The 17,954-nt window shown below is 58.2% G+C and carries 17 protein-coding genes and 1 pseudogene; 8 read left to right on the top strand and 10 right to left on the bottom strand.

Going from position 1 to position 17,954, the window contains the following annotated elements:
- Positions 1 to 64 precede the first annotated feature (64 nt).
- A complete protein-coding gene (locus KDW95_RS02555) occupies positions 65 to 805 on the top strand; it encodes a sulfite exporter TauE/SafE family protein (protein ID WP_255854683.1) in 741 nt (246 codons plus the stop codon).
- Between the two features lie 26 nt (positions 806 to 831).
- Here the strand turns inward: KDW95_RS02555 and fabI are convergent, their stop codons facing one another.
- Both fabI and KDW95_RS02545 read right to left on the bottom strand, forming a co-directional pair.
- Positions 832 to 1,605 carry an enoyl-ACP reductase FabI gene (gene fabI, locus KDW95_RS02550; RefSeq protein ID WP_255854682.1) on the bottom strand — a complete coding sequence of 258 codons (774 nt, stop codon included), beginning with the start codon at positions 1,603 to 1,605 and terminating at the stop codon, positions 832 to 834.
- Between the two features lie 136 nt (positions 1,606 to 1,741).
- Positions 1,742 to 3,064 (bottom strand): sigma-54-dependent Fis family transcriptional regulator, encoded by a 1,323-nt coding sequence (locus KDW95_RS02545; protein WP_255854681.1) that lies wholly within the window; start codon positions 3,062 to 3,064, stop codon positions 1,742 to 1,744.
- A gap of 648 nt (positions 3,065 to 3,712) precedes the next feature.
- Here KDW95_RS02545 and KDW95_RS02540 point away from each other — a divergent pair.
- On the top strand, positions 3,713 to 3,943 hold the full coding sequence (locus tag KDW95_RS02540) for a hypothetical protein (protein WP_255854680.1): 231 nt from the start codon (positions 3,713 to 3,715) through the stop codon (positions 3,941 to 3,943).
- A 661-nt stretch (positions 3,944 to 4,604) separates the two neighbouring features.
- On the opposite strand, the gene KDW95_RS02535 is transcribed toward KDW95_RS02540, so the two are convergent.
- Both KDW95_RS02535 and KDW95_RS23570 read right to left on the bottom strand, forming a co-directional pair.
- Positions 4,605 to 5,180 (bottom strand): Gfo/Idh/MocA family protein, encoded by a 576-nt coding sequence (locus KDW95_RS02535; protein WP_255854679.1) that lies wholly within the window; start codon positions 5,178 to 5,180, stop codon positions 4,605 to 4,607.
- Between the two features lie 62 nt (positions 5,181 to 5,242).
- A pseudogene (locus KDW95_RS23570) lies at positions 5,243 to 5,491 on the bottom strand (Gfo/Idh/MocA family oxidoreductase); the annotation flags it as partial.
- 220 nt (positions 5,492 to 5,711) lie between these two features.
- Between KDW95_RS23570 and kduI the strand changes: the two are divergent.
- Complete coding sequence (gene kduI, locus KDW95_RS02525; RefSeq protein WP_255854676.1) at positions 5,712 to 6,548, top strand: 5-dehydro-4-deoxy-D-glucuronate isomerase; 837 nt, start codon at positions 5,712 to 5,714, stop codon at positions 6,546 to 6,548.
- 31 nt (positions 6,549 to 6,579) lie between these two features.
- A complete protein-coding gene (gene kduD / locus KDW95_RS02520) occupies positions 6,580 to 7,341 on the top strand; it encodes a 2-dehydro-3-deoxy-D-gluconate 5-dehydrogenase KduD (RefSeq protein WP_255854675.1) in 762 nt (253 codons plus the stop codon).
- A gap of 192 nt (positions 7,342 to 7,533) precedes the next feature.
- Here the strand turns inward: kduD and kdgR are convergent, their stop codons facing one another.
- Complete coding sequence (gene kdgR, locus KDW95_RS02515) at positions 7,534 to 8,319, bottom strand: DNA-binding transcriptional regulator KdgR (RefSeq protein ID WP_255854674.1); 786 nt, start codon at positions 8,317 to 8,319, stop codon at positions 7,534 to 7,536.
- Between the two features lie 360 nt (positions 8,320 to 8,679).
- On the opposite strand from kdgR, the gene KDW95_RS02510 reads away from it, so the two are divergent.
- The 4 genes from KDW95_RS02510 (at position 8,680) to bglB (ending at position 12,714) form a co-directional block, all read left to right on the top strand.
- Entirely contained in the window at positions 8,680 to 9,693 is a 1,014-nt protein-coding gene (locus tag KDW95_RS02510) for a TRAP transporter substrate-binding protein (RefSeq protein WP_255854673.1), read from the top strand.
- A 10-nt stretch (positions 9,694 to 9,703) separates the two neighbouring features.
- On the top strand, positions 9,704 to 10,186 hold the full coding sequence (locus KDW95_RS02505) for a TRAP transporter small permease (RefSeq protein WP_255854672.1): 483 nt from the start codon (positions 9,704 to 9,706) through the stop codon (positions 10,184 to 10,186).
- A gap of 4 nt (positions 10,187 to 10,190) precedes the next feature.
- Positions 10,191 to 11,489 (top strand): TRAP transporter large permease, encoded by a 1,299-nt coding sequence (locus KDW95_RS02500; RefSeq protein ID WP_255854671.1) that lies wholly within the window; start codon positions 10,191 to 10,193, stop codon positions 11,487 to 11,489.
- 79 nt (positions 11,490 to 11,568) lie between these two features.
- A complete protein-coding gene (gene bglB / locus KDW95_RS02495; RefSeq protein ID WP_255854670.1) occupies positions 11,569 to 12,714 on the top strand; it encodes a beta-galactosidase BglB in 1,146 nt (381 codons plus the stop codon).
- Between the two features lie 148 nt (positions 12,715 to 12,862).
- On the opposite strand, the gene KDW95_RS02490 is transcribed toward bglB, so the two are convergent.
- The 5 genes from KDW95_RS02490 to KDW95_RS02470 form a co-directional block, all read right to left on the bottom strand.
- Positions 12,863 to 13,795, bottom strand: a complete 933-nt coding sequence (locus KDW95_RS02490; protein WP_255854669.1) for a sugar kinase — start codon at positions 13,793 to 13,795, stop codon at positions 12,863 to 12,865.
- Positions 13,796 to 14,265: 470 nt separating this feature from the next.
- Positions 14,266 to 15,639, bottom strand: a complete 1,374-nt coding sequence (locus KDW95_RS02485; protein WP_255854668.1) for an FGGY-family carbohydrate kinase — start codon at positions 15,637 to 15,639, stop codon at positions 14,266 to 14,268.
- Between the two features lie 2 nt (positions 15,640 to 15,641).
- On the bottom strand, positions 15,642 to 15,956 hold the full coding sequence (locus KDW95_RS02480; protein ID WP_255854667.1) for an L-rhamnose mutarotase: 315 nt from the start codon (positions 15,954 to 15,956) through the stop codon (positions 15,642 to 15,644).
- On the bottom strand, positions 15,953 to 16,948 hold the full coding sequence (locus tag KDW95_RS02475) for an ABC transporter permease (protein WP_255854666.1): 996 nt from the start codon (positions 16,946 to 16,948) through the stop codon (positions 15,953 to 15,955). Before KDW95_RS02475 ends, KDW95_RS02480 begins: the two co-directional genes overlap by 4 nt.
- Before the next feature lie 22 nt (positions 16,949 to 16,970).
- A complete protein-coding gene (locus KDW95_RS02470; protein WP_255854665.1) occupies positions 16,971 to 17,954 on the bottom strand; it encodes an ABC transporter permease in 984 nt (327 codons plus the stop codon).

The raw sequence follows: 17,954 nt of genomic DNA, 5'->3' as shown, positions 1-17,954 counted from the left end.
CTGCCAGGGCACTGCGGTTAGGCTATCGACCGCCTGCCTCTTGCCGCACAAGGATGCCCTGGACATGACACCCCTTGATTACCTGCTGCTGATTCTGGCCGGCTACTTTGCCGGGGTGCTCAACACCATCGCCGGTGGCGGCAGTTTTCTGACCTTCCCCGCCCTGGTCTGGGCGGGCATTCCGCCCATTGCGGCCAATGCCACCAGTGCCGTGGCGGTGCTGCCGGGCTACCTGGGCGGCACCCTGGGCTTCAAGCGCGAACTCAAAACTCTGGATCGCGCCCTGCTGGTGCGCCTCAGCCTCACGGGGCTGGCCGGCGGCATCAGCGGCGCCCTGTTGCTGCTGATCACCCCGGCGGCGGTGTTCGATATCGCCGTGCCCTTTCTGCTGCTGGGCGCCACCTTGCTGTTCGCCTTCGGCAACCGCCTGATGTCCCTGCTGCGCCGCTCAGGCACACCGCTTCCCATGGTGCCCGGCCTGCTGGTGGTGGCGATTTATGGCGGCTATTTCAATGGCGGCCTGGGCATCATGCTGCTGGCGCAGTTCGCCGCCGCCGGCATGCAGGAACTCAACCTGATGAACGGTCTGAAGAACCTGCTGTCCTTCGTGCTGTCGTCCATTTCAGTGGTCGCCTTCGCGCTGGCCGGCATCGTGCAATGGCCCGAGGCCCTGATCATGATGCTGGCGGCAACGCTCGGGGGTTACAGCGGCGCCGGTATCGCCCGCGCCCTGCCGGCGCGCGTCGTGCGCGGCATCGTGATTGGTGTCGGACTGGTGATGACGCTGGTGTTCCTGCTCAAGTAGCGCTGCATTGGTCAGGCGGCAGCCCCTCACAGCATGATGTGGTCTCCGGCATCAACATAATGCGTGCTGCCGGTCAGGTTCGCCGCCAGATCACTCACCAGAAATGCCGCCATCGCACCCACGTCCTGCGGCGTGCCGAGCCGGTGCAGCGGCGCCCTGGCTATGGTACTTTCCATCAGGCTGTCGAACTGCGCAATACCGGACGCTGCGCGGGTGGGCATGGGGCCCGGCGACAGCGCGTGCACGCGGATATTCATGCCGCCGAGTTCCGCGGCCAGGTAGCGCACCGAACTTTCCAGCGCTGCCTTGATCGGCCCCATCATGTTGTAGTGATCAACCACTTTTTCCGCGCCGTAATAGCTCATGCTGAGCAGCGTGCCGCCCGCGGGCATCAGGGCTTCCGCCAGGCGCGCGGCGCGGATAAAGGAATGGCAGGAAATATCCATGGCCCGGGCAAAGCCCTGTGGCGATGAATCCAGCAGCCGGCCATGCAGTTCGTCCAGCGGCGACCAGGCAATGGAGTGCACCACAAAATCGATGCTGCCCCAGCGCTTGTGCGCGGCATCAAATAGCTGCTCCAGCTCCTCTGGATGAGACACATCGCAGGCCTGAAAGATACTGGCCCCAAGCTCCTGCGCCAGGGGTGCAACATGGGGGCGGGCCTTGTCATTCTGATAACTGATGCACAGCTGCGCCCCGGCCTCGCGCAGCGCCTGGGCACAGCCAAAGGCAATGCTCTGCGCGTTCGCAAGCCCCAGCACGATGCCCCTCTTGCCATTCAGATCAATCGCCAGACCCATACCCTGCTCCTTTTCACGCCGCCGCTGTTGTGCAACAGACACAGGGTTCCAGTGTAAACGGCTTTACTGAAAGGGTACTGATGCAGATCAAGGTCCGGACCAAGCGACCGTTGCCGAACGCAAAATCCGGACCGGGCTATTGTTGTGCCGCCTCAAGCACCAGCAGGGTGCCGATGCTGCGGCCACGGGACAGGATCGGCTGCTGCGTCTGCGCGTGGAGCCAGGACGGTGCCACGGTGGCACCCTGGCTGGTGTCGTCCAGATCCAGCGCCGCCAGGCGGGTCTGTGGACTGAGTTCCAGCCCGGCATCGAGGCTTTTCAGCATCCGCTGTGCCAGGTCATTGCCACGTACCAGGCGCCCACGGCGATCGAACGCCAGCAGCCCCCGGTCTTTCCAGCGCCGGAACAGCGCACGGCTGGCATCCAGCACCTGTTCACGGGAACGAAAATAGGCATTGGCGAGGTTAGTCTCGATCAGGCGCGCGGCACTGATGGCAAAATCCAGTGCGTGGCTCTGGTAGGTTTCGGTCAGGCCCGACAGATCCACCGCACCGATCACCCGGCCATCATGGGGATCGTGAATCACATCGGCCGAACAGGTGTAATGCTTGATGCCGCTGCAAAAGTGCTCGGCACCGTAGAGCTGCACCGCCTCCCTCGCGGCCAGGGCAGTGCCGATGGCATTGGTGCCCACCGCCTCTTCGCTCCAGAGGCCGCCGGGCACCAGGTTCACGGCCTGGGCCGCCACCTGGGTCTTGCGCTCACCGGCTATGTCCAGAATCAGGCCCTGTTCGTCGGTCAGCAGAATCACGCTGCTGGAGTTGTGCAGCAACTCGGCGGCCCGCTGCAGCACCGGGTAGGCGGCATCGCGCAGGTCCGACTGGCGGTAGCGCCGGTACTCCACCTGGCCGGCATCATCACTGAGCGGTGCATTGCCCAGGTGCGGATCGATACTGCAGGCATGGCAGCGACGCCAGGAATCCTCTACCACCGGTCGGATCGCCTCGTCGGCGTAATCCTGCCCCAGCATAAAGCGCTCCCACACATCCAGCAGGCGGTAATGGTGCTGCGGATTGGCGAGCACGCGGGAGCTACGCTCGCTTTCCCGACTGGCAAGGGCCGCCTGGGCACGGGTGAAGAAATGGCCGTGACGCATAAAGCCCGCCACCAGCCCGCTGCGCACCGCCGAGACCCGGCCGCTGTCGTGCCGGGCCAGCACCAACTCCGGCGGCAGGCCATCCAGCAGGTGCATCGGGGCCGGCAAGCCATTGGCAAAGCAGGAAGGATAGACCTCACCGGTTTCCATGTCGTAGAAGGCGGGCCGAAAGCCCATTTCGCGGTTTTCATCACTGACCCCGCCGCTGCCACGAAAAACCTCGTTCTGCAGCCGCAGTACAGCGGGTGTCAATTCAACGCTGGGGGACGAGGAGCCTGCCGTGAGGACAGCCTTGCCAACCATGTTGCCTCCTGGCCCTGGGGCCCGGTAGCCGGGTTACTGCGACCTGTACGTCCTGGTTGTGGCGAGTCGCCAGATGTATGCGGGCGCGCCCTGCGCCCCGGTTCAGCCTGCCCTGAGTATAGCGCCCATCGGTTGGGGTTTTGAAGCATGCGGCCTCGGCGCAGCGGCGCCGGGAACTTTGTGCCGTGAGCCGTGAGCCGTGAGCCGTGAGCCGTGAGCCGTGAGCCGTGATTAGAGTAGAAGCCAATGCCCGCATGGGTTTCAATTCTCGCTGGCACCACTGTCTGAAATGAGGCAATATCGACCCATCGGGAATTACAGGCTGGCGGACACCGCCGCTGCAAAACTCTAGAAAACGCAAGATCATTTTCAATGGAGGAAGATGGCTGTGAATACTCAAACATCTTTTATTTTTAGTCGCTTAGGCTTTCTGCGTGTTGTCTTGGTCTGCGCGTAAATGCGCATGCGCAGTATTTGAAGGATAAGGTTTTCTCAGTTATGCCGCATGTCAGTACCAAACAAGAACAAGATGATTATTTTAAAAAATTTTAAAAATACGGCGAATCTGCGGTTCGAATCGAAGTTAATAAAGGTACATGGCGCCGGACTAACCGGATCATGCTTAGTTATGCTCAAGAGTGGCTGCGCTTGAAAGACGATGAGCGAGCCCTAGCTGCTTCATCTAAACGGGACGCACGGGAAGAAGAGACCCTATCTATTGCCCGCAAAGCGTTGTCAATCTCAGAAAAAGCCAACGCAATAGCTCAATCACAATCTGCCGCAGCCTGGCGAGCTGCGCGGTATGCAATGTATGCAGCCGTTATTTCGGTAATTTCACTCATTATCAGCAACAAGGATATTATTACTTCGTATTTTTAGCACTGAGTCAATGATTGCCCTATAAATCTAAACAAAACCGGTAGGTTGGGTTAGCGAAGCGTAACCCAACACTCTATAAAAATAGCCGAAACCATACTTATCATATTAAAATTCGATAATACCCTGCCTAATTATCGAAGTTGAAATATTGGCCGTCCGTCCAATAACTTCAGAGCGCAGCAAGAAAGCTTGTGCGCCGCCGAATTTCGAAGCAGGGACTGCCCTGCACTGATCACACCGCCTGAATCTGGCAATCCTAGAATCGCTTCACCACGCAAATAACCGGCGAAGAGAGCTGCTTTTAAAACAGACACCTAACAAGCCCCGTTAGCGCTTGTTCCGGGGCCGTGCCTTGTCTTCTGGCTCGATGGATTCGAAGGTATGAAAAAACATCCAGTAGCAATAAAAAACAAAACCCAGTGACACCATGCCCCAGAACGGGTTTCCGCCCACCCACTCAAAAACGGACCACAACACACAGAATACCGTGACCGCGATTCGGCGCCACAGCGGCTGAAAAAAAACCTGATCCGTTTCTCTCACAAAGCATCCCCCTGCCCTGGTTAACGTCAGCCGCCATTATAGAGCCCGTGAAGTTCAATTTCATGGTTTGACGCCAGCCTTTTACATACACCTATTCACCACGCCAGCATATCGGGCGCTACTCACTGGCCGGAAAATCCGGCGGCAAGGGTGTCGGGCGATGGAACGTCGTTTTCAGCTCGCAAAACTGGCGTGCCTGGGCCGACCAGAGTAGCCCTTCCATCAGTTCCAGCGAATGCAGTGCCATGGCACCGCTGGCCCGCGCCTCCCGCTGCTGGCGGATCGCATAGGCCATATCGACCAGGCCGATACCGCGGCTGTTTTCGGCATGGCTGGTGGAATTGAATGGATGTTCAGAAGGCAGCTCGATCCATTCGCTGGCACGGGCAGCAGCCGATCGGGGCATCTCCTTCCAGCGGGCACTGGCTTCGGTTCGCAGCAGCAGCTTGCCACCGAACAGGTTGGGTCCGTCAAGCGGGTCGACATCCTTGATGCACAGGGTGCCTTTGGTGCCGTAGATCTCGATGCGCGGCAGCTCCGAATCCCAGACATCGAAGCTGGTGATAAAGGTACCAATGGCACCGCTGGCAAACTCCAGGGTCCCGCTAACATGGGTATCCACCTCGACGCTGATGGTTTCGCCGCGCAGCGGCTCGCTGGTGATGGTGCGGGTGCTGGACGCCCGACGGGCCATGGCGGCTTTTCGGTATAGACATGTTTGCCGGCCTGCAGCGCCGCCAGGTTCAGTTGCGCATGCACCCCCGGTACCGTCAGGTTCAGGACGATGTCGATATCCGAGTCTGCCAGCAACTGTCGGGTATTGGCATAGGCACGAGGAATGCAATGCGCCGCCGCCTTTTGCTGCGCCTTGTCCAGGCTGCGCCCGGCACAGGCCACCACACGCACAATATCGCCATACTGTTTAAGGTTGTTAATATAAACGTCGCTGATATCTCCGATACCCAGCACGCCAACCTTGAATACCCGGTTATTGTCATTATTCATGAAGTTTCCCTTAATTGTCACGATCACGACGCTGCTGCGCAGCGAAACAGCCACGGCAACTGCCCCACCGAGGCTACTGGGCTGCGACCCAAAAACAAATGAAACGTCATTTTAATTTATTTGATTCAGTGTGCCGAATTGTTTTATGATGATGTCATCCCCGTCAGGAACTCGTCCTGAACGGTACCAAATGACAGACAGAACAACAGAGGTAGGTGTTATGCAGATTCGACAGAGCGTCCACAGCGAGCACGCCAGGCAGATGGGTACCGAAGAGTTACGCAAACACTTTCTGGTCGAGGATACGTTCGCTGCCGACCATTGCAGCATGACCTATAGCCATGTCGACCGGATCATCTTTGGCGGCATAATGCCAGTCGAACAGACTCTTAGCTTTGCCCCTGAGCTGGGCCATAGCCTAGGTGTCGACTACTTGTTGCAGCGCCGCGAGCTGGGGCTGATCAATATCGCCGGTGCCGGTGTCATTACGGTGGATGGCAACGAGTATGAGGTCGGCCCCCGCGAAGCGCTCTATATCGGTCAAGGCGCCAGGGATGTCAGCTTCAGCAGCGTCGACCCCGCCAAGCCAGCCAAGTTCTACTACAACAGCGCACCGGCCCATACCGCCTACCCGACCCGCAAGATCACGCTGGAAGAAGCGGCGCCGGTAACACTCGGCGATGCGGCCAGCAGCAACCGGCGTACCATCTACAAATACATCGTGCCGGATGTACTACCGACCTGTCAGTTACTGATGGGGCTGACTCAGCTGGAACCGGGCAGTTTGTGGAATACCATGCCCTGCCATACCCACGAGCGGCGCATGGAAGTCTATTTCTATTTCGATATGAATGCAGACACAGCCGTGTTCCACATGATGGGCGAACCCCAGCAAACCCGTCATCTGCTGGTGCACAACGAACAGGCCGTCATTTCGCCCAGCTGGTCAATCCACTCCGGTGTCGGCACCCAGAGCTACACCTTTATCTGGGGCATGGTCGGCGAAAACCAAGTGTTCAACGATATGGACCACGTCGCCGTACGGGACCTGCGCTGATACCCGCCCCTGACACACCGGGAGATCCGAGATGATTTTGAATGCTTTCGACCTGCACGATAAGGTCGCAATAGTGACGGGCTGCAATACCGGCCTCGGCCAAGGCATGGCCGTAGGGCTGGCTCAGGCGGGCTGCCATATCGTTGGCGTGAATCGCAGCGATGCGACCGAAACCCGGACCCTGATCGAATCGCTGGGGCGACGCTTTCTTGGCCTGCAGGCCGACCTTGGAAACACCGACGAACTGCCCGCTATCATCGACAGCACCGTCAGCGAATTCGGCAAGGTCGACGTGCTGATCAACAATGCCGGCATTATCCGGCGCAACGATGCCATCGACTTTTCCACCCAGGACTGGGATGACGTGATGGACGTGAATCTACGCACCACCTTTTTCATGTCCCAGGCGGTCGCACGGCGCTTTATTGCCCAGGGCAGTGGCGGAAAAATCATCAATATCGCTTCCATGCTGTCCTATCAGGGCGGTATCCGGGTGCCCTCCTACACCGCATCGAAAAGCGGCGTCCTGGGTATCACGCGGTTGATGGCCAATGAGTGGGCTGCGCAGCGCATCAATGTCAACGCCATCGCACCGGGTTACATGTCGACCAACAATACCGAAGCATTGCGCACCGATGAACAGCGCAGCCAGGAAATCCTTGCGCGCATACCCGCGCAACGCTGGGGACTGCCGGAGGACATGATGGGATCTGTGGTGTTTCTGGCGTCCCGCGCATCGGACTACGTCAACGGCCACAGCCTGGCGGTGGACGGTGGCTGGCTGGCCCGCTAACGGGTTGCACCGACCGCTGTCAACCAGACTCCGCCACGCATATGCTATCGCGCACATGCCATTTGCCTCGCACTCCGTGCGGGGCTTTTTTATGTATAGGATGTACGGTATGCCGCGGGCGCAGGGATGCGCAGGAGCCGCGATGTACTGAATGACCGGTCTGCAGTGACCAGCCACCCCAGCCAAAACCTGTCAGTATGGATAATCTGGATAACCCAGTTGTTCGGAAATGGCGCGCGCCGAACGGTGCAGCATCGCCACATAGTCGGCATGCTGCTTTTCGTCGTAACGCATCATGGGAAACGACAGACTGAGCCCTGCCGTAACTTGGCCGAAGCGATCGAACACCGGTACCGCCACACAGAGCAGACCCTCTTCCATCTCCTGGTTATCTTCGGCATAGCCCTGCTTGCGAACCTGATCCAGCACTGGCATCAGCTGGTCGACGGACTGCAGTGTCTTGGAGGTAAACTGCTCGAACTCGACATCCGCAAGAATATCCCGCACCTCGCTCTCGTCCCGCCAGGCCAGCAGAACCTTGCCGATGGCGGTACTGTACAGCGGATTGCGACGTCCAATGCGCGAATACATGCGCAGACTGTAAAGCGAATCGATCTTGTGGATATAGATGATGCTGTCTTCTTCGAGAGCCCCCAAGTGCACGGTTTCCTTCGTCAGCTTCGACAGTTCGCGCATCTGGACATCGGCAATGCGGATCAGGTCGACATTCTGCAGCGCCTTGGCCCCCAGCTCGAACAGCTTCATGGTCAGCGAATACTTGTCGTTTTCACCCTCCTGCTTGACATAGCCGAGCGTTTTCATCGTCTGCAAGAATCGGTAAACGGTGCTTTTGGACATCAGCACGTGTTGCGACAGTTCGGTGACACCGAGCTCCTGCTCGTTGCCAAGCGCCTGCAGGATGCCGAACACCTTCAGCACCGACGAAACAGAATCCGGGGTCTTGTCTACGGCAGCCATCAACAACCTCTCGTTGTTTTAATTAAATTGGAACATTGTGCCATTGTAAGAGCCAAGCGGACTCCAATGCAATTACTGGCGCCCCGGAGTCGAGCGGTAACGCTTAATCCGGTCCTTATAACAAAAAGAACTGAATCTATCGCCCACAAGGGCTTGTACCGAAAAAACAAAAATGAAATACTGTTTCTACTTTAAGGAAATGCGATTTCTAAAATCTTAACTACAGGAGCACGCGACAGGCAACAAAGCCCTCCGGGATGTCGAACCAGAAAGGGAGACAGAAACCCAATCGCGCAACGCGCAACCAGATACAACCATGAGATTCTCGATATAACACTAAAAATCTGAGGAAAGTCATCCATGAAACTGCTCACTCAATCCCTGCTGTCCTGCTGTCTTGCAACCACCCTTGCCTGCGGCACTCTCTTATCGGCCAATGTATCGGCCAATGTATCGGCCCAGACTACACTGCGACTGGCGTACGCCAGCAACAGTCAGCCGGTCAAGGATGCCCTTGCCCTGTTCGGCAAACTGGTCGAGGAAAAGACCGACGGAGAGGTCAAGGTCATGTATTTTCCGGACAGCCAGCTTGGCGGCGAGCGCGAGCTCATCGAGCTGACCCAAACCGGCGCCGTCGACATCACCAAGGTATCCGGTGGCCTGATGGAAAGCTTCTCTCCGGTCTACGGCGTTTTTTCGATGCCCTACCTTTTCGACAATGAGCAGCATTTCTACCAGGTCATGGATGATCCTAAGATCATGGATGGGGTATACCAGTCCACCAAACATCTGGGCTTTGTCGGGCTGACCTGGTACGACTCGGGACAGCGCAGCTTCTACACCAAATCCAAACCGATCAAGACCTTGGACGACCTCAAGGGGATGAAAATCCGGGTTATGCAGAGCCAGACCGCCATCAAGATGATGGAGCTGTTGGGTGCTGCGCCAGTCGCAATGGGCCAAGCCGAAGTCTATACCTCGATCCAGCAAGGCATACTCGATGGCGCGGAAAACAACGAGTTCGCCCTGACCGTGGCACGCCATGCCGAAGTGGCCAAGCACTACACGATGGATACCCATACCCGCATTCCCGATATCGTCCTGATCAGCGACTCGGCCCTGGCCCAGCTTAGCGACTCGGAGCGCCAGGCGGTGTTCGAAGCCGCTCGCGAATCGACCGAGTTCGAAAAGCAGGCCTGGAAAACAGCCATCGAGCAGGCACAGCAGGAAAGCCGCGATAAATTCGGTGTTGCCTTCTATGATGTGGACATCGCGCCGTTCCAGCAGGCGGTGCAACCCATGTACGACGAGCTGAAAGCCAATCCGGCGCTGTACGACCTGTATCAGCAAATCCGCTCAGTCGCGCAAAACTGAGGATAGTGCCATGCACGGGCTGCGCACCTTTCTGGACAGACTGATTCAACTTTTTTGCATCAGCTTACTGGGGGTCATGGTGGCAGTGGCGCTTTGGCAGGTGGCGAGCCGATATGTTTTCGGCTCGCCCAGCACCCTGTCCGAAGAGTTTCTGCGTTTCGCACTGATCTGGATTTCAATTATGGGCGCGGCCTATGTCGCCGGTCAAAGCCAGCATGTATCGATGAGCCTGTTCGTTGATCTGATGTCACTGCGCGGTCAGCTGAAATGGGGAATGGTCATTCAGATGGTTTTCCTGCTGTTTGCCGTCTCTGTCCTGATCATGGGGGGCGGACATGCCGTTTCAATCTCGATGACGCAGATATCGCCGGTGCTTCAGATCCCCATGGGCCTGATCTACTCGGCGCTTCCTGTCTCCGGCGTCATCATTGTTCTGTACAGCCTGATCAATACGTTCGATCTGTACCGGACGTATCGCGTTCACGAGGAATAGCAACATGGTTCTTGAAGCTAGCTTGACCCTGATTCTGACGTTCGCGGTACTGCTGTTCCTGAGTATTCCCATCGGCATCTGTATCGCCGTGGCCTCCACCGCCACTATGCTATTGATGATGCCGATGGACAGGGCGCTGTTTATTACCGCCCAAAAAATGGTTTCGAGCCTGGATACCTTTGCACTGCTGGCCGTACCCTTTTTCATCCTTTCAGGCGAGATCATGAACAATGGCGGTATTGCGACACGACTGGTCAATTTCGCCAAGCTGTTCTCCGGCAAGATTCCGGGATCCCTGACCCATACCAATATCGTCGGCAACATGATGTTTGGCGCCGTGTCGGGCTCGGCCATTGCCGCGTCCACCTCGATCGGCGGCGTGATGGTCCCGATGAGCGAAAAGGAAGGCTATCAGCGTACCTTTGCCGCCGCCGCCAATATCGCATCGGCGCCGACCGGCATGCTGATTCCACCGACCACCGCCTTTATCATCTATGCGCTGGTCAGTGGCGGCACTTCGATTGCAGCGCTGTTCATGGGCGGTGCTGTTGCCGGCATCCTCTGGGGCCTGGGCTGCATGGTCGTTGCCTACATCGTCGCCAAACGCCAAAACTATGCAATGGCGCAGCCGCTTAGCCGACAGCAGGCCTGGCAGGTATGTCGGGAGGCGCTTCCGAGCCTGCTGCTGATTTTCATCGTGGTTGGCGGCATTGTCTTCGGTGTCTTCACGGCCATCGAAGCCTCGGCGGTAGCCGTTCTCTATACGGCGTTTCTGTCACTGGTGGTGTACCGCTCAATCAGACTAATCCAGCTGCCGGCCATCATGATGTCTACCGTGCGCATGACGGGGATTATCATGTTCCTGCTGGCCGCGTCGTCAGCCATGTCCTTTGCCATGGCCTTCAGTGGGCTGCCGGGTGCGATCAGTGACATCATCCTGGGCATATCGGACAGCCAGATCATGGTGCTGCTGATCATCAACATCTTCCTGCTGATTATCGGTACCTTTATGGATATCGGCCCGGCCATTCTGATTTTCACGCCGATATTGCTGCCCATTGCCACGCAACTGGGCGTCGATCCGGTTCATTTTGGCGTCGTGATGATCTTTAACCTGTCCATCGGCACCATCACCCCGCCGGTAGGGTCGGGGCTCTTTGTCGGTGCCAGCGTAGCCCAGGTCAGAGTTGAAAGTTTGATCAGGCCACTTCTGCCGTTTTACCTGGCCATTATCCTGGTGCTGCTCGTCGTTACTTATTTCCCCCGGTTGACGTTGTTTCTGCCACAGCTGTTCGGAGTCTGACATTTAATTCCACCCAGTAAAGCCTGGTGCATTCGTACGCCCCTAACAAAAACACAATCCAGCAGGAGATTGTTTTTCCATGAAAGTATTCAGCGTCAAGGATAATCCGTTGCTGTGCAAACCGGAGTTCTTTATCAGCTATGACCAGCTCAAGGAACTGATTCGAAAAATCACCGATAACCTGGTCAATATTACCGACGAAACTGGCGAGTTCCTGCTGCATCTGGACGATGGTCGAACCATCGACACCAAGGGCTGGGCAGGCTGGGAGTGGACGCATGGCATCGGGCTATACGGCATCTACCGTTACTACGAACAGACCAATGATAGCCAGGCACGGGATATCATCGACAACTGGTTCAGCGCGCGCCTGTCGGAAGACCTTGCGACCAAGAACATCAACACCGTCTGCCCTTTCCTGACCCTTGCCTATCGCTATGAAGAAGACGGCAACAAGAGCTGGCTGCCTTATCTCGAAGCCTGGGCAGAATGGGTGATGTACGATATGCCTCGCACCGAGCGCGGTGCCCTGCAGCACATCGTCTACAACAGCGAAAATCATCAACAGATCTGGGACGACACGCTGATGATGAGTGTCCTGCCGCTGGCAAAGATCGGCCAGCTGCTGAACCGTCCGGAGTTTGTCGAAGAAGCGAAATACCAGTTTCTGCTGCACACCCAGTACTTGATGGATAGGGAAACAGGCCTCTGGTTCCACGGCTGGACCTTCGAGGACAGGCACAACTTCGCTCGCGCCCGCTGGGCCCGCGGCAACAGCTGGCTCACCGTTGCCATCCCGGATTTTATCGAGCTGCTGGATCTGCCGAAGCACGATGCCACCCGGCGCTATTTGCTGCAGGTACTCAACAGCCAGGTAGAGGCGCTGGCAGCTTGCCAGCATGAGTCCGGCCTGTGGCATACCCTGCTCGACGATCCCGATTCCTATCTCGAGGCTTCGGCCACAGCAGGTTTTGCCTATGGAATTTTGAAAGCGGTGCGCAAGCGCTACATCGACAAGTCCTATGTAGCGCTTGCCGAAAAGGCGGTGAAGGGCGTCATCGACCATATCAATCCGGACGGGGAGCTGACCCAGGTCTCGTTCGGCACCGCCATGGGCGAGGATCTGGACTACTACCGCAATATCCCTCTGACCTCGATGCCTTACGGTCAGGCCATGGCAATACTGTGCCTGTCGGAATATCTGCGGGTGTACCTGTACCGCTAATACAGGCCTGACAGGCGCATGCACTATTGTTGTGCGCCCTGACTATTCTCCGCCAGCAACAAAAAACCCTGCCCGTACTCCCCTACCGGCAGGGTTTAAACTATTCAGCGTAAAAAATGCTAAGGCATTAAGCGCTAAAAGCGTATGCCTATGAGCAAATGCTCCGCAGCGAGACCGTCTGCGGCACGATCGCCCCGCGATACTGAATCACCGTTCCCGCCAGCCGATGCGCCTGTCGGGCACTGCGCTCGATCGACAGGCCGCGAAGACGTGCCGCCAGGTAACCAGCATTGAAGGAATCGCCGGCGCCCGTGGTATCGAGGGGCCTGATCCCGCTCTGGGCAGCAATATGCAGACGCTCGCTGCCACGAGCGACTAGGCAACCCTCTGCTCCCTGCTTCACCACCACTTCGAGGGCCCCCTGCTGCTGCCAGTGCGCGATAACCTGCTCGGCCTGGTCGTAGCCGTGCAGCATCGTTTCATCGTCCAGCGTCGTCAGTACCGTCGCACCGCAGGCCACCACGGCCGCCATGGCGCTGGATGCCTGTTCCGGTGACGCCCACAGGGCCGGGCGGTAGTTCGGATCGAACGCGAGCAGGCCTGTGTGCTTTTGCAGACAGGCCTGCAGACGCTCACGGGCATGCTCGGGCAGAATCGCCAGACTGATGCCTGACAGGTAAAGCGCATCGAAGCCCGCGAGGGCGTCCAGCAAACCGGCCGCCCCATCGCCCTCCAGCAGCGCCCGGGCGGCGGACGTCTCGCGCCAGTAGTGAAACACCCGCTCACCCTGGCTGTCGTTCTCGATCATGTAGAGACCGGGTCGGCGTCCTGGCAGCCGGCGTATCAGTGACGTATCGAGACCGGCGCCGGCAAACTGCCGGCACATCGTCTCGCTCATGCGATCGTCCCCCAGCGCCGTGACATAACTGACGCTGGCACGATCACCCAGTAGGCGCTGCAGGTAATAGGCGGTGTTGTAGGAGTCACCGGCGAAGCCCTGGCGATACTGATCTTCGCCCTGGGGCGCCAGTTCGATCATGCATTCACCGATACTGGCGATTCGGACGGAATGGGTGGTCATCTCGGACTACCTCGTCTGTCGGGCTGCGCCCTGGTATGCTCTGCCGATCTGAGGTCTGAGGCAAAGTGCACAGTCTGCGCAGCCATGGTTGCAAAAAAGCCGCGTCTGCTGGAATCAGTATTCAGCAGCGCCCGGTACAGCGACCATATTTACATAATAGAAACATTGTTTCAATTTATAAAAAACACGCTTCCATATTTATACATGACGGCCAGTCAGTGCAGGTCAATACGCCCCTGGGCTAGCAACGGACGCAGTCCCGCGGGCCATTCAAACGCCCATGAAATACTTTAGTTCCATTGCAATTAAACAGCAGGCGGCAAGCTGAAAGGCGATGGGAAACAGGAGGGGGTTCAGAAGAGGATTGCGCCGGTCCGGCCTTGACGGGGACTTGTGGCAACCGGCGATAGGCCCGAAACAGACCTGACAGGGAAGGAGATCAGCCAGGCTGAGCCCCCTCCCCCTGTCCGCTAGCAACCTTGTTCGTTCAGCAATGCCAGCCAGCGCTCGCAATAATCGGCCAGTCCAGGCATGTCGGGAAGTTCGACAGCCGGCGCCAGCGCCGCACCGGCCCAGTCACAACCCACTATCAACTGGGCCGCACCCTGGGTTGTGCCGGTGCTGTCGTCACTGGCACGCACCGCCTGCTCGGGGCGCAATGACTGCAGCACACTCAGGTAGACGGCATTGCGGGCAAAGCTGCCCTCGACAAAGATATCACCGCGACTTTGCAGCCGGCTCAGGCAGTAATCGGTCACCAGGGCACAGTACAGTGCGGCCAGTGCCGTCTGCTCCCGGGCGTTGAGGCTTTCCCCTGGCCCGATCACCGTGCCCTGGCGGTCGCGAAACGGCCCACCCTGGCTGGAAAACGACGGCAGCGCAAAGACTCCCTGGTCGAGCACCTGCTGCAGATCCGCCAGATCACAGTCGTCGGCCTCGCGCAGCAGCTCCCACTCCCGCCCCCCCATGAAACGGATGCAGGGCACCGGGTCACCAAAAGCACTGACATTGGCCAGCATGTCGTCCTGCTCCTTCAGTTCCTGCAGGGGCGCACCAACACCGGCCATAACGGTCCAGGTGCCGGTGGAGATCACCGTGAAAGGCGCCTCGACCTGCTGCAGATAGGGTACCAGGGACGCATTGCTGTCGTGGATGCCGTTAATCACTTGGCAGTCTGCCGGCAGGCCCAGTTCGCGCGCCAGCTGTGGCAGCACCGGCCCCAGCACGGCACCGGCCTTTTGCAGCGGTGGAAAGAGCTCAGACCACCCCATGCGCTCCACCAGCGACGAGTAACGCTGCTGTTGCGGCTGCCACAAATCGGTATGGCACCCCAGGGATGTCATCTCGCTGGCCGCCACACCACTGAGACGCCAGCCCCAGTACTGTGGGTACATTAAAATGGTATCCACACGGGCAAAGTCATCGGGCCGCGATTGAGACAGCCAGAACAGCTGCCGTCCCAGGTTCAGGCCGCAGCCCAGCGCCGGGCTCAGCGTCTGCCCATACTCGGGACGCACAAGGTTGTAGTCGGCATCGGTCTGTTCACACAGCGGCGACTCGTAATCCAGCACCGGCAGCGCAAGTCTGTCGCCGGCCAGGCACACGGCCGTCGCACCGTGGGTGGTGCAGGTTAGAAAACGCACTTGGTAACGGCCGGCGAGCTGTCTCACACCCTCGCAATACCACTGCCAGATGCCCTCGATATCGGCCTGCGGGTAGGGCTCAGCCATGACCACGTCGTTACCGCGTCGCAAGGATTCGAGCAACGTTCCGGTCATCGCATCCAGGGCGCAGAGTTTGACATTGGTCTTGCCGATATCCAGTACCACTATGATCGCTTGCATGCTCACTCCAGGTAGAACATTGGCTGCAACGCCATGGCCAATGGCTCATGGCTGCCAGGCAGGGTTTCCATCAGCGGGCTCATGCTCTCCCACCAGCGTTGCATGACCGGCTCCAGCTTGAGCGACGCGGCATCGAAATTGTCCGCCACGCTGAAATGAGCGAAAAGCTGCAACGTCTGCGGCTGCAGGTAAATGTGATAGTCACCGATACCGTAGCTTTTCAGCAGAGCCGCCAGTTCCGGCCAGATGTCGTCATGGCGCTGCCGGTACTGCGCCTCGCATCCGGGCTTTAGCTGCATCACAAAGGCACGATTCATGATCCTGGCTTCCTGTTTTTGAATTTTTTCAGCAGCACCGGTGCGGCGATTACACCGATAAGCATCCCGCCGATGATGATGGACATCACGATGCCCGGCACATTAAGCAGTCCAAGACCAAAGGTCACCAACCCCATCAGAAACACGGCGATGAAAACACCGGCAATGGTGCCCGAGCCCCCCATAATATTGACGCCACCCAGCACCACCATGGTGATGATGCTCAGCTCCCAGCCCAGCGCGATCGTCGGACGGGTACTGCCAAGGCGGGATGTCAGCAATACCGCTGCCAGGCCGCAGACCAGGCCCACCAGCACAAACAGAATCAGGCGGTGACGTGCCACATTGATACCCGAATAGAAGGCCGCTGTCGGGTTATTGCCAATGGCGTAGGTACGCCGGCCAAAATTGGTTTTGTGCAGCAACAGGTAGAACACCAGTGCCAGCACCAGGAACAGCACAAACTCGAAACTGAACATGGCATAGACATACCCCTGGCCGAAGTAGGCAAAATCCTGCGGATAATCCTTCATCACGGTATCGCCCAGCAGGATGTAGCTGATACCCCGGAACAGGCTCATGGTGCCGATGGTCACGACAATGGAGGGGATCTGGAACCGGGTAACCAGCAATCCATTAACCAGACCACACAGCAAACCCACACCCAGCCCCGCCAGCACGATCAACGCAGAATCGGCGCCAGTCTGCGCCATGAATCCCATGGCCACCGAGGCCAGCGCGATAATGGAGGCGATCGACAGGTCGATCTCGCGGCTGATAATCAGCATGGCCACCGGCAGCGCGACGATCGCCTTCTCGACAAAATTGAAGGTGGCATCGGACAGGTTCCAGGGGTCCAGAAAATAGGGTGATGCCAGGCTGTTGATCACGAATACCGCGGCCGTGATAAGCAGCAGAAAGAACTCCCAGGAGAACAGCCGGGTAGACAGACTGAGCTTGGGCAACGAAGGCGTATGCATTATTTTTTCCATCGAAGGCGATCCTGTTTTTATTTTAGCGGGTCTGTAGTGCCGCTTTTTTCAGAATGATGCGTCCGGCCTTGCGCTCGCTCTTGGCGTTGGCGATCACCGCTATCACGATCACAGCGCCCGATACCGCCATCTGCCAGAACGGCGAGACGCCAATCACCGGCAGCGCATTGTTGATCACACCCAGAAAGAGCGCGCCCAGCACACAGCCCTGCACCGTACCGATGCCACCCATGATGCTGACGCCGCCAATCACGCAGGCCGCGATGACCTGCAGCTCGAAGCCGGCGGCAACATCCACGTAAGCCACGGCATAGCGCGACACCCAGAGGTAGCCGCAGAGCCCGGCCAGCAGGCCCGATATGCTAAAGGCGACAAACTGCAGGCGCCCGACCTGGATACCGGTATAGAACGCGGCCGTCGGGTTATTGCCTGCCGCATAGATTTCACGCCCCAGGCGCCGATGGCGGGTAAAGTGCACCATCACCGCAATAACGATCACGGAGACCCAGGCCAGTACCGGAATACCCAGCAGCTCGGTACGGGGAATACTGACAAAGGCACCACTCATTTCATGGGCATTAACCCAGGCACCGTCGCTGAGCAGAAATACGATGCCGCGGTAAATGCTCATGGTGCCGAGCGTTACCACAATGGCCGGAATCCCGAGCTTCCACACCAGCACACCGTTGATCATGCCAAGCATCAGGCCCAGCAGCGCCCCGGCCAGTACCAGCAGGGGGACGGCGACGTCCGGGTAGGTGCTATTCAGCATCGCCACTACCATGCCAGTAAGTGCAAGGTTGGCCGCCACCGACAGATCGATACAGCGGGTCAGGATCACCAGCATCTGGCCCAGGGCGAGGATGATCAGGATAGAGGTATCGTTGTACACCGCCAGCAGATTCGAGAGCTGCAGGAAATCATGCGTGACCAGCCCCACCATCAACACCAGCACGACGATTAGCACCGCCAGCAATACTTCACGGTTTTGCAGTAATGTTTTCAT

The organism is Marinobacterium rhizophilum, from assembly GCF_024397915.1.
Taxonomy (GTDB): Bacteria; Pseudomonadota; Gammaproteobacteria; order Pseudomonadales; family Balneatricaceae; genus Marinobacterium_A; species Marinobacterium_A rhizophilum_A.
The sequence above is the reverse complement of the archived record's forward strand: the minus strand, read 5'-3'. Positions and strand labels throughout refer to the sequence as shown.

Coding starts and splice junctions, on each gene's coding strand:
- KDW95_RS02500 (WP_255854671.1), top strand. CDS start 10,191: ATGGTTCTTGAAGCTAGCTTGACCCTGATTCTGACGTTCGCGGTACTG.
- kduI (WP_255854676.1), top strand. CDS start 5,712: ATGCAGATTCGACAGAGCGTCCACAGCGAGCACGCCAGGCAGATGGGT.
- KDW95_RS02505 (WP_255854672.1), top strand. CDS start 9,704: ATGCACGGGCTGCGCACCTTTCTGGACAGACTGATTCAACTTTTTTGC.
- KDW95_RS02475 (WP_255854666.1), bottom strand. CDS start 16,948: ATGGAAAAAATAATGCATACGCCTTCGTTGCCCAAGCTCAGTCTGTCT.
- bglB (WP_255854670.1), top strand. CDS start 11,569: ATGAAAGTATTCAGCGTCAAGGATAATCCGTTGCTGTGCAAACCGGAG.
- KDW95_RS02485 (WP_255854668.1), bottom strand. CDS start 15,639: ATGCAAGCGATCATAGTGGTACTGGATATCGGCAAGACCAATGTCAAA.
- kdgR (WP_255854674.1), bottom strand. CDS start 8,319: ATGGCTGCCGTAGACAAGACCCCGGATTCTGTTTCGTCGGTGCTGAAG.
- KDW95_RS02555 (WP_255854683.1), top strand. CDS start 65: ATGACACCCCTTGATTACCTGCTGCTGATTCTGGCCGGCTACTTTGCC.
- kduD (WP_255854675.1), top strand. CDS start 6,580: ATGATTTTGAATGCTTTCGACCTGCACGATAAGGTCGCAATAGTGACG.
- KDW95_RS02545 (WP_255854681.1), bottom strand. CDS start 3,064: ATGGTTGGCAAGGCTGTCCTCACGGCAGGCTCCTCGTCCCCCAGCGTT.
- KDW95_RS02470 (WP_255854665.1), bottom strand. CDS start 17,954: ATGAAAACATTACTGCAAAACCGTGAAGTATTGCTGGCGGTGCTAATC.
- fabI (WP_255854682.1), bottom strand. CDS start 1,605: ATGGGTCTGGCGATTGATCTGAATGGCAAGAGGGGCATCGTGCTGGGG.
- KDW95_RS02535 (WP_255854679.1), bottom strand. CDS start 5,180: ATGGCCCGTCGGGCGTCCAGCACCCGCACCATCACCAGCGAGCCGCTG.
- KDW95_RS02490 (WP_255854669.1), bottom strand. CDS start 13,795: ATGACCACCCATTCCGTCCGAATCGCCAGTATCGGTGAATGCATGATC.
- KDW95_RS02510 (WP_255854673.1), top strand. CDS start 8,680: ATGAAACTGCTCACTCAATCCCTGCTGTCCTGCTGTCTTGCAACCACC.
- KDW95_RS02480 (WP_255854667.1), bottom strand. CDS start 15,956: ATGAATCGTGCCTTTGTGATGCAGCTAAAGCCCGGATGCGAGGCGCAG.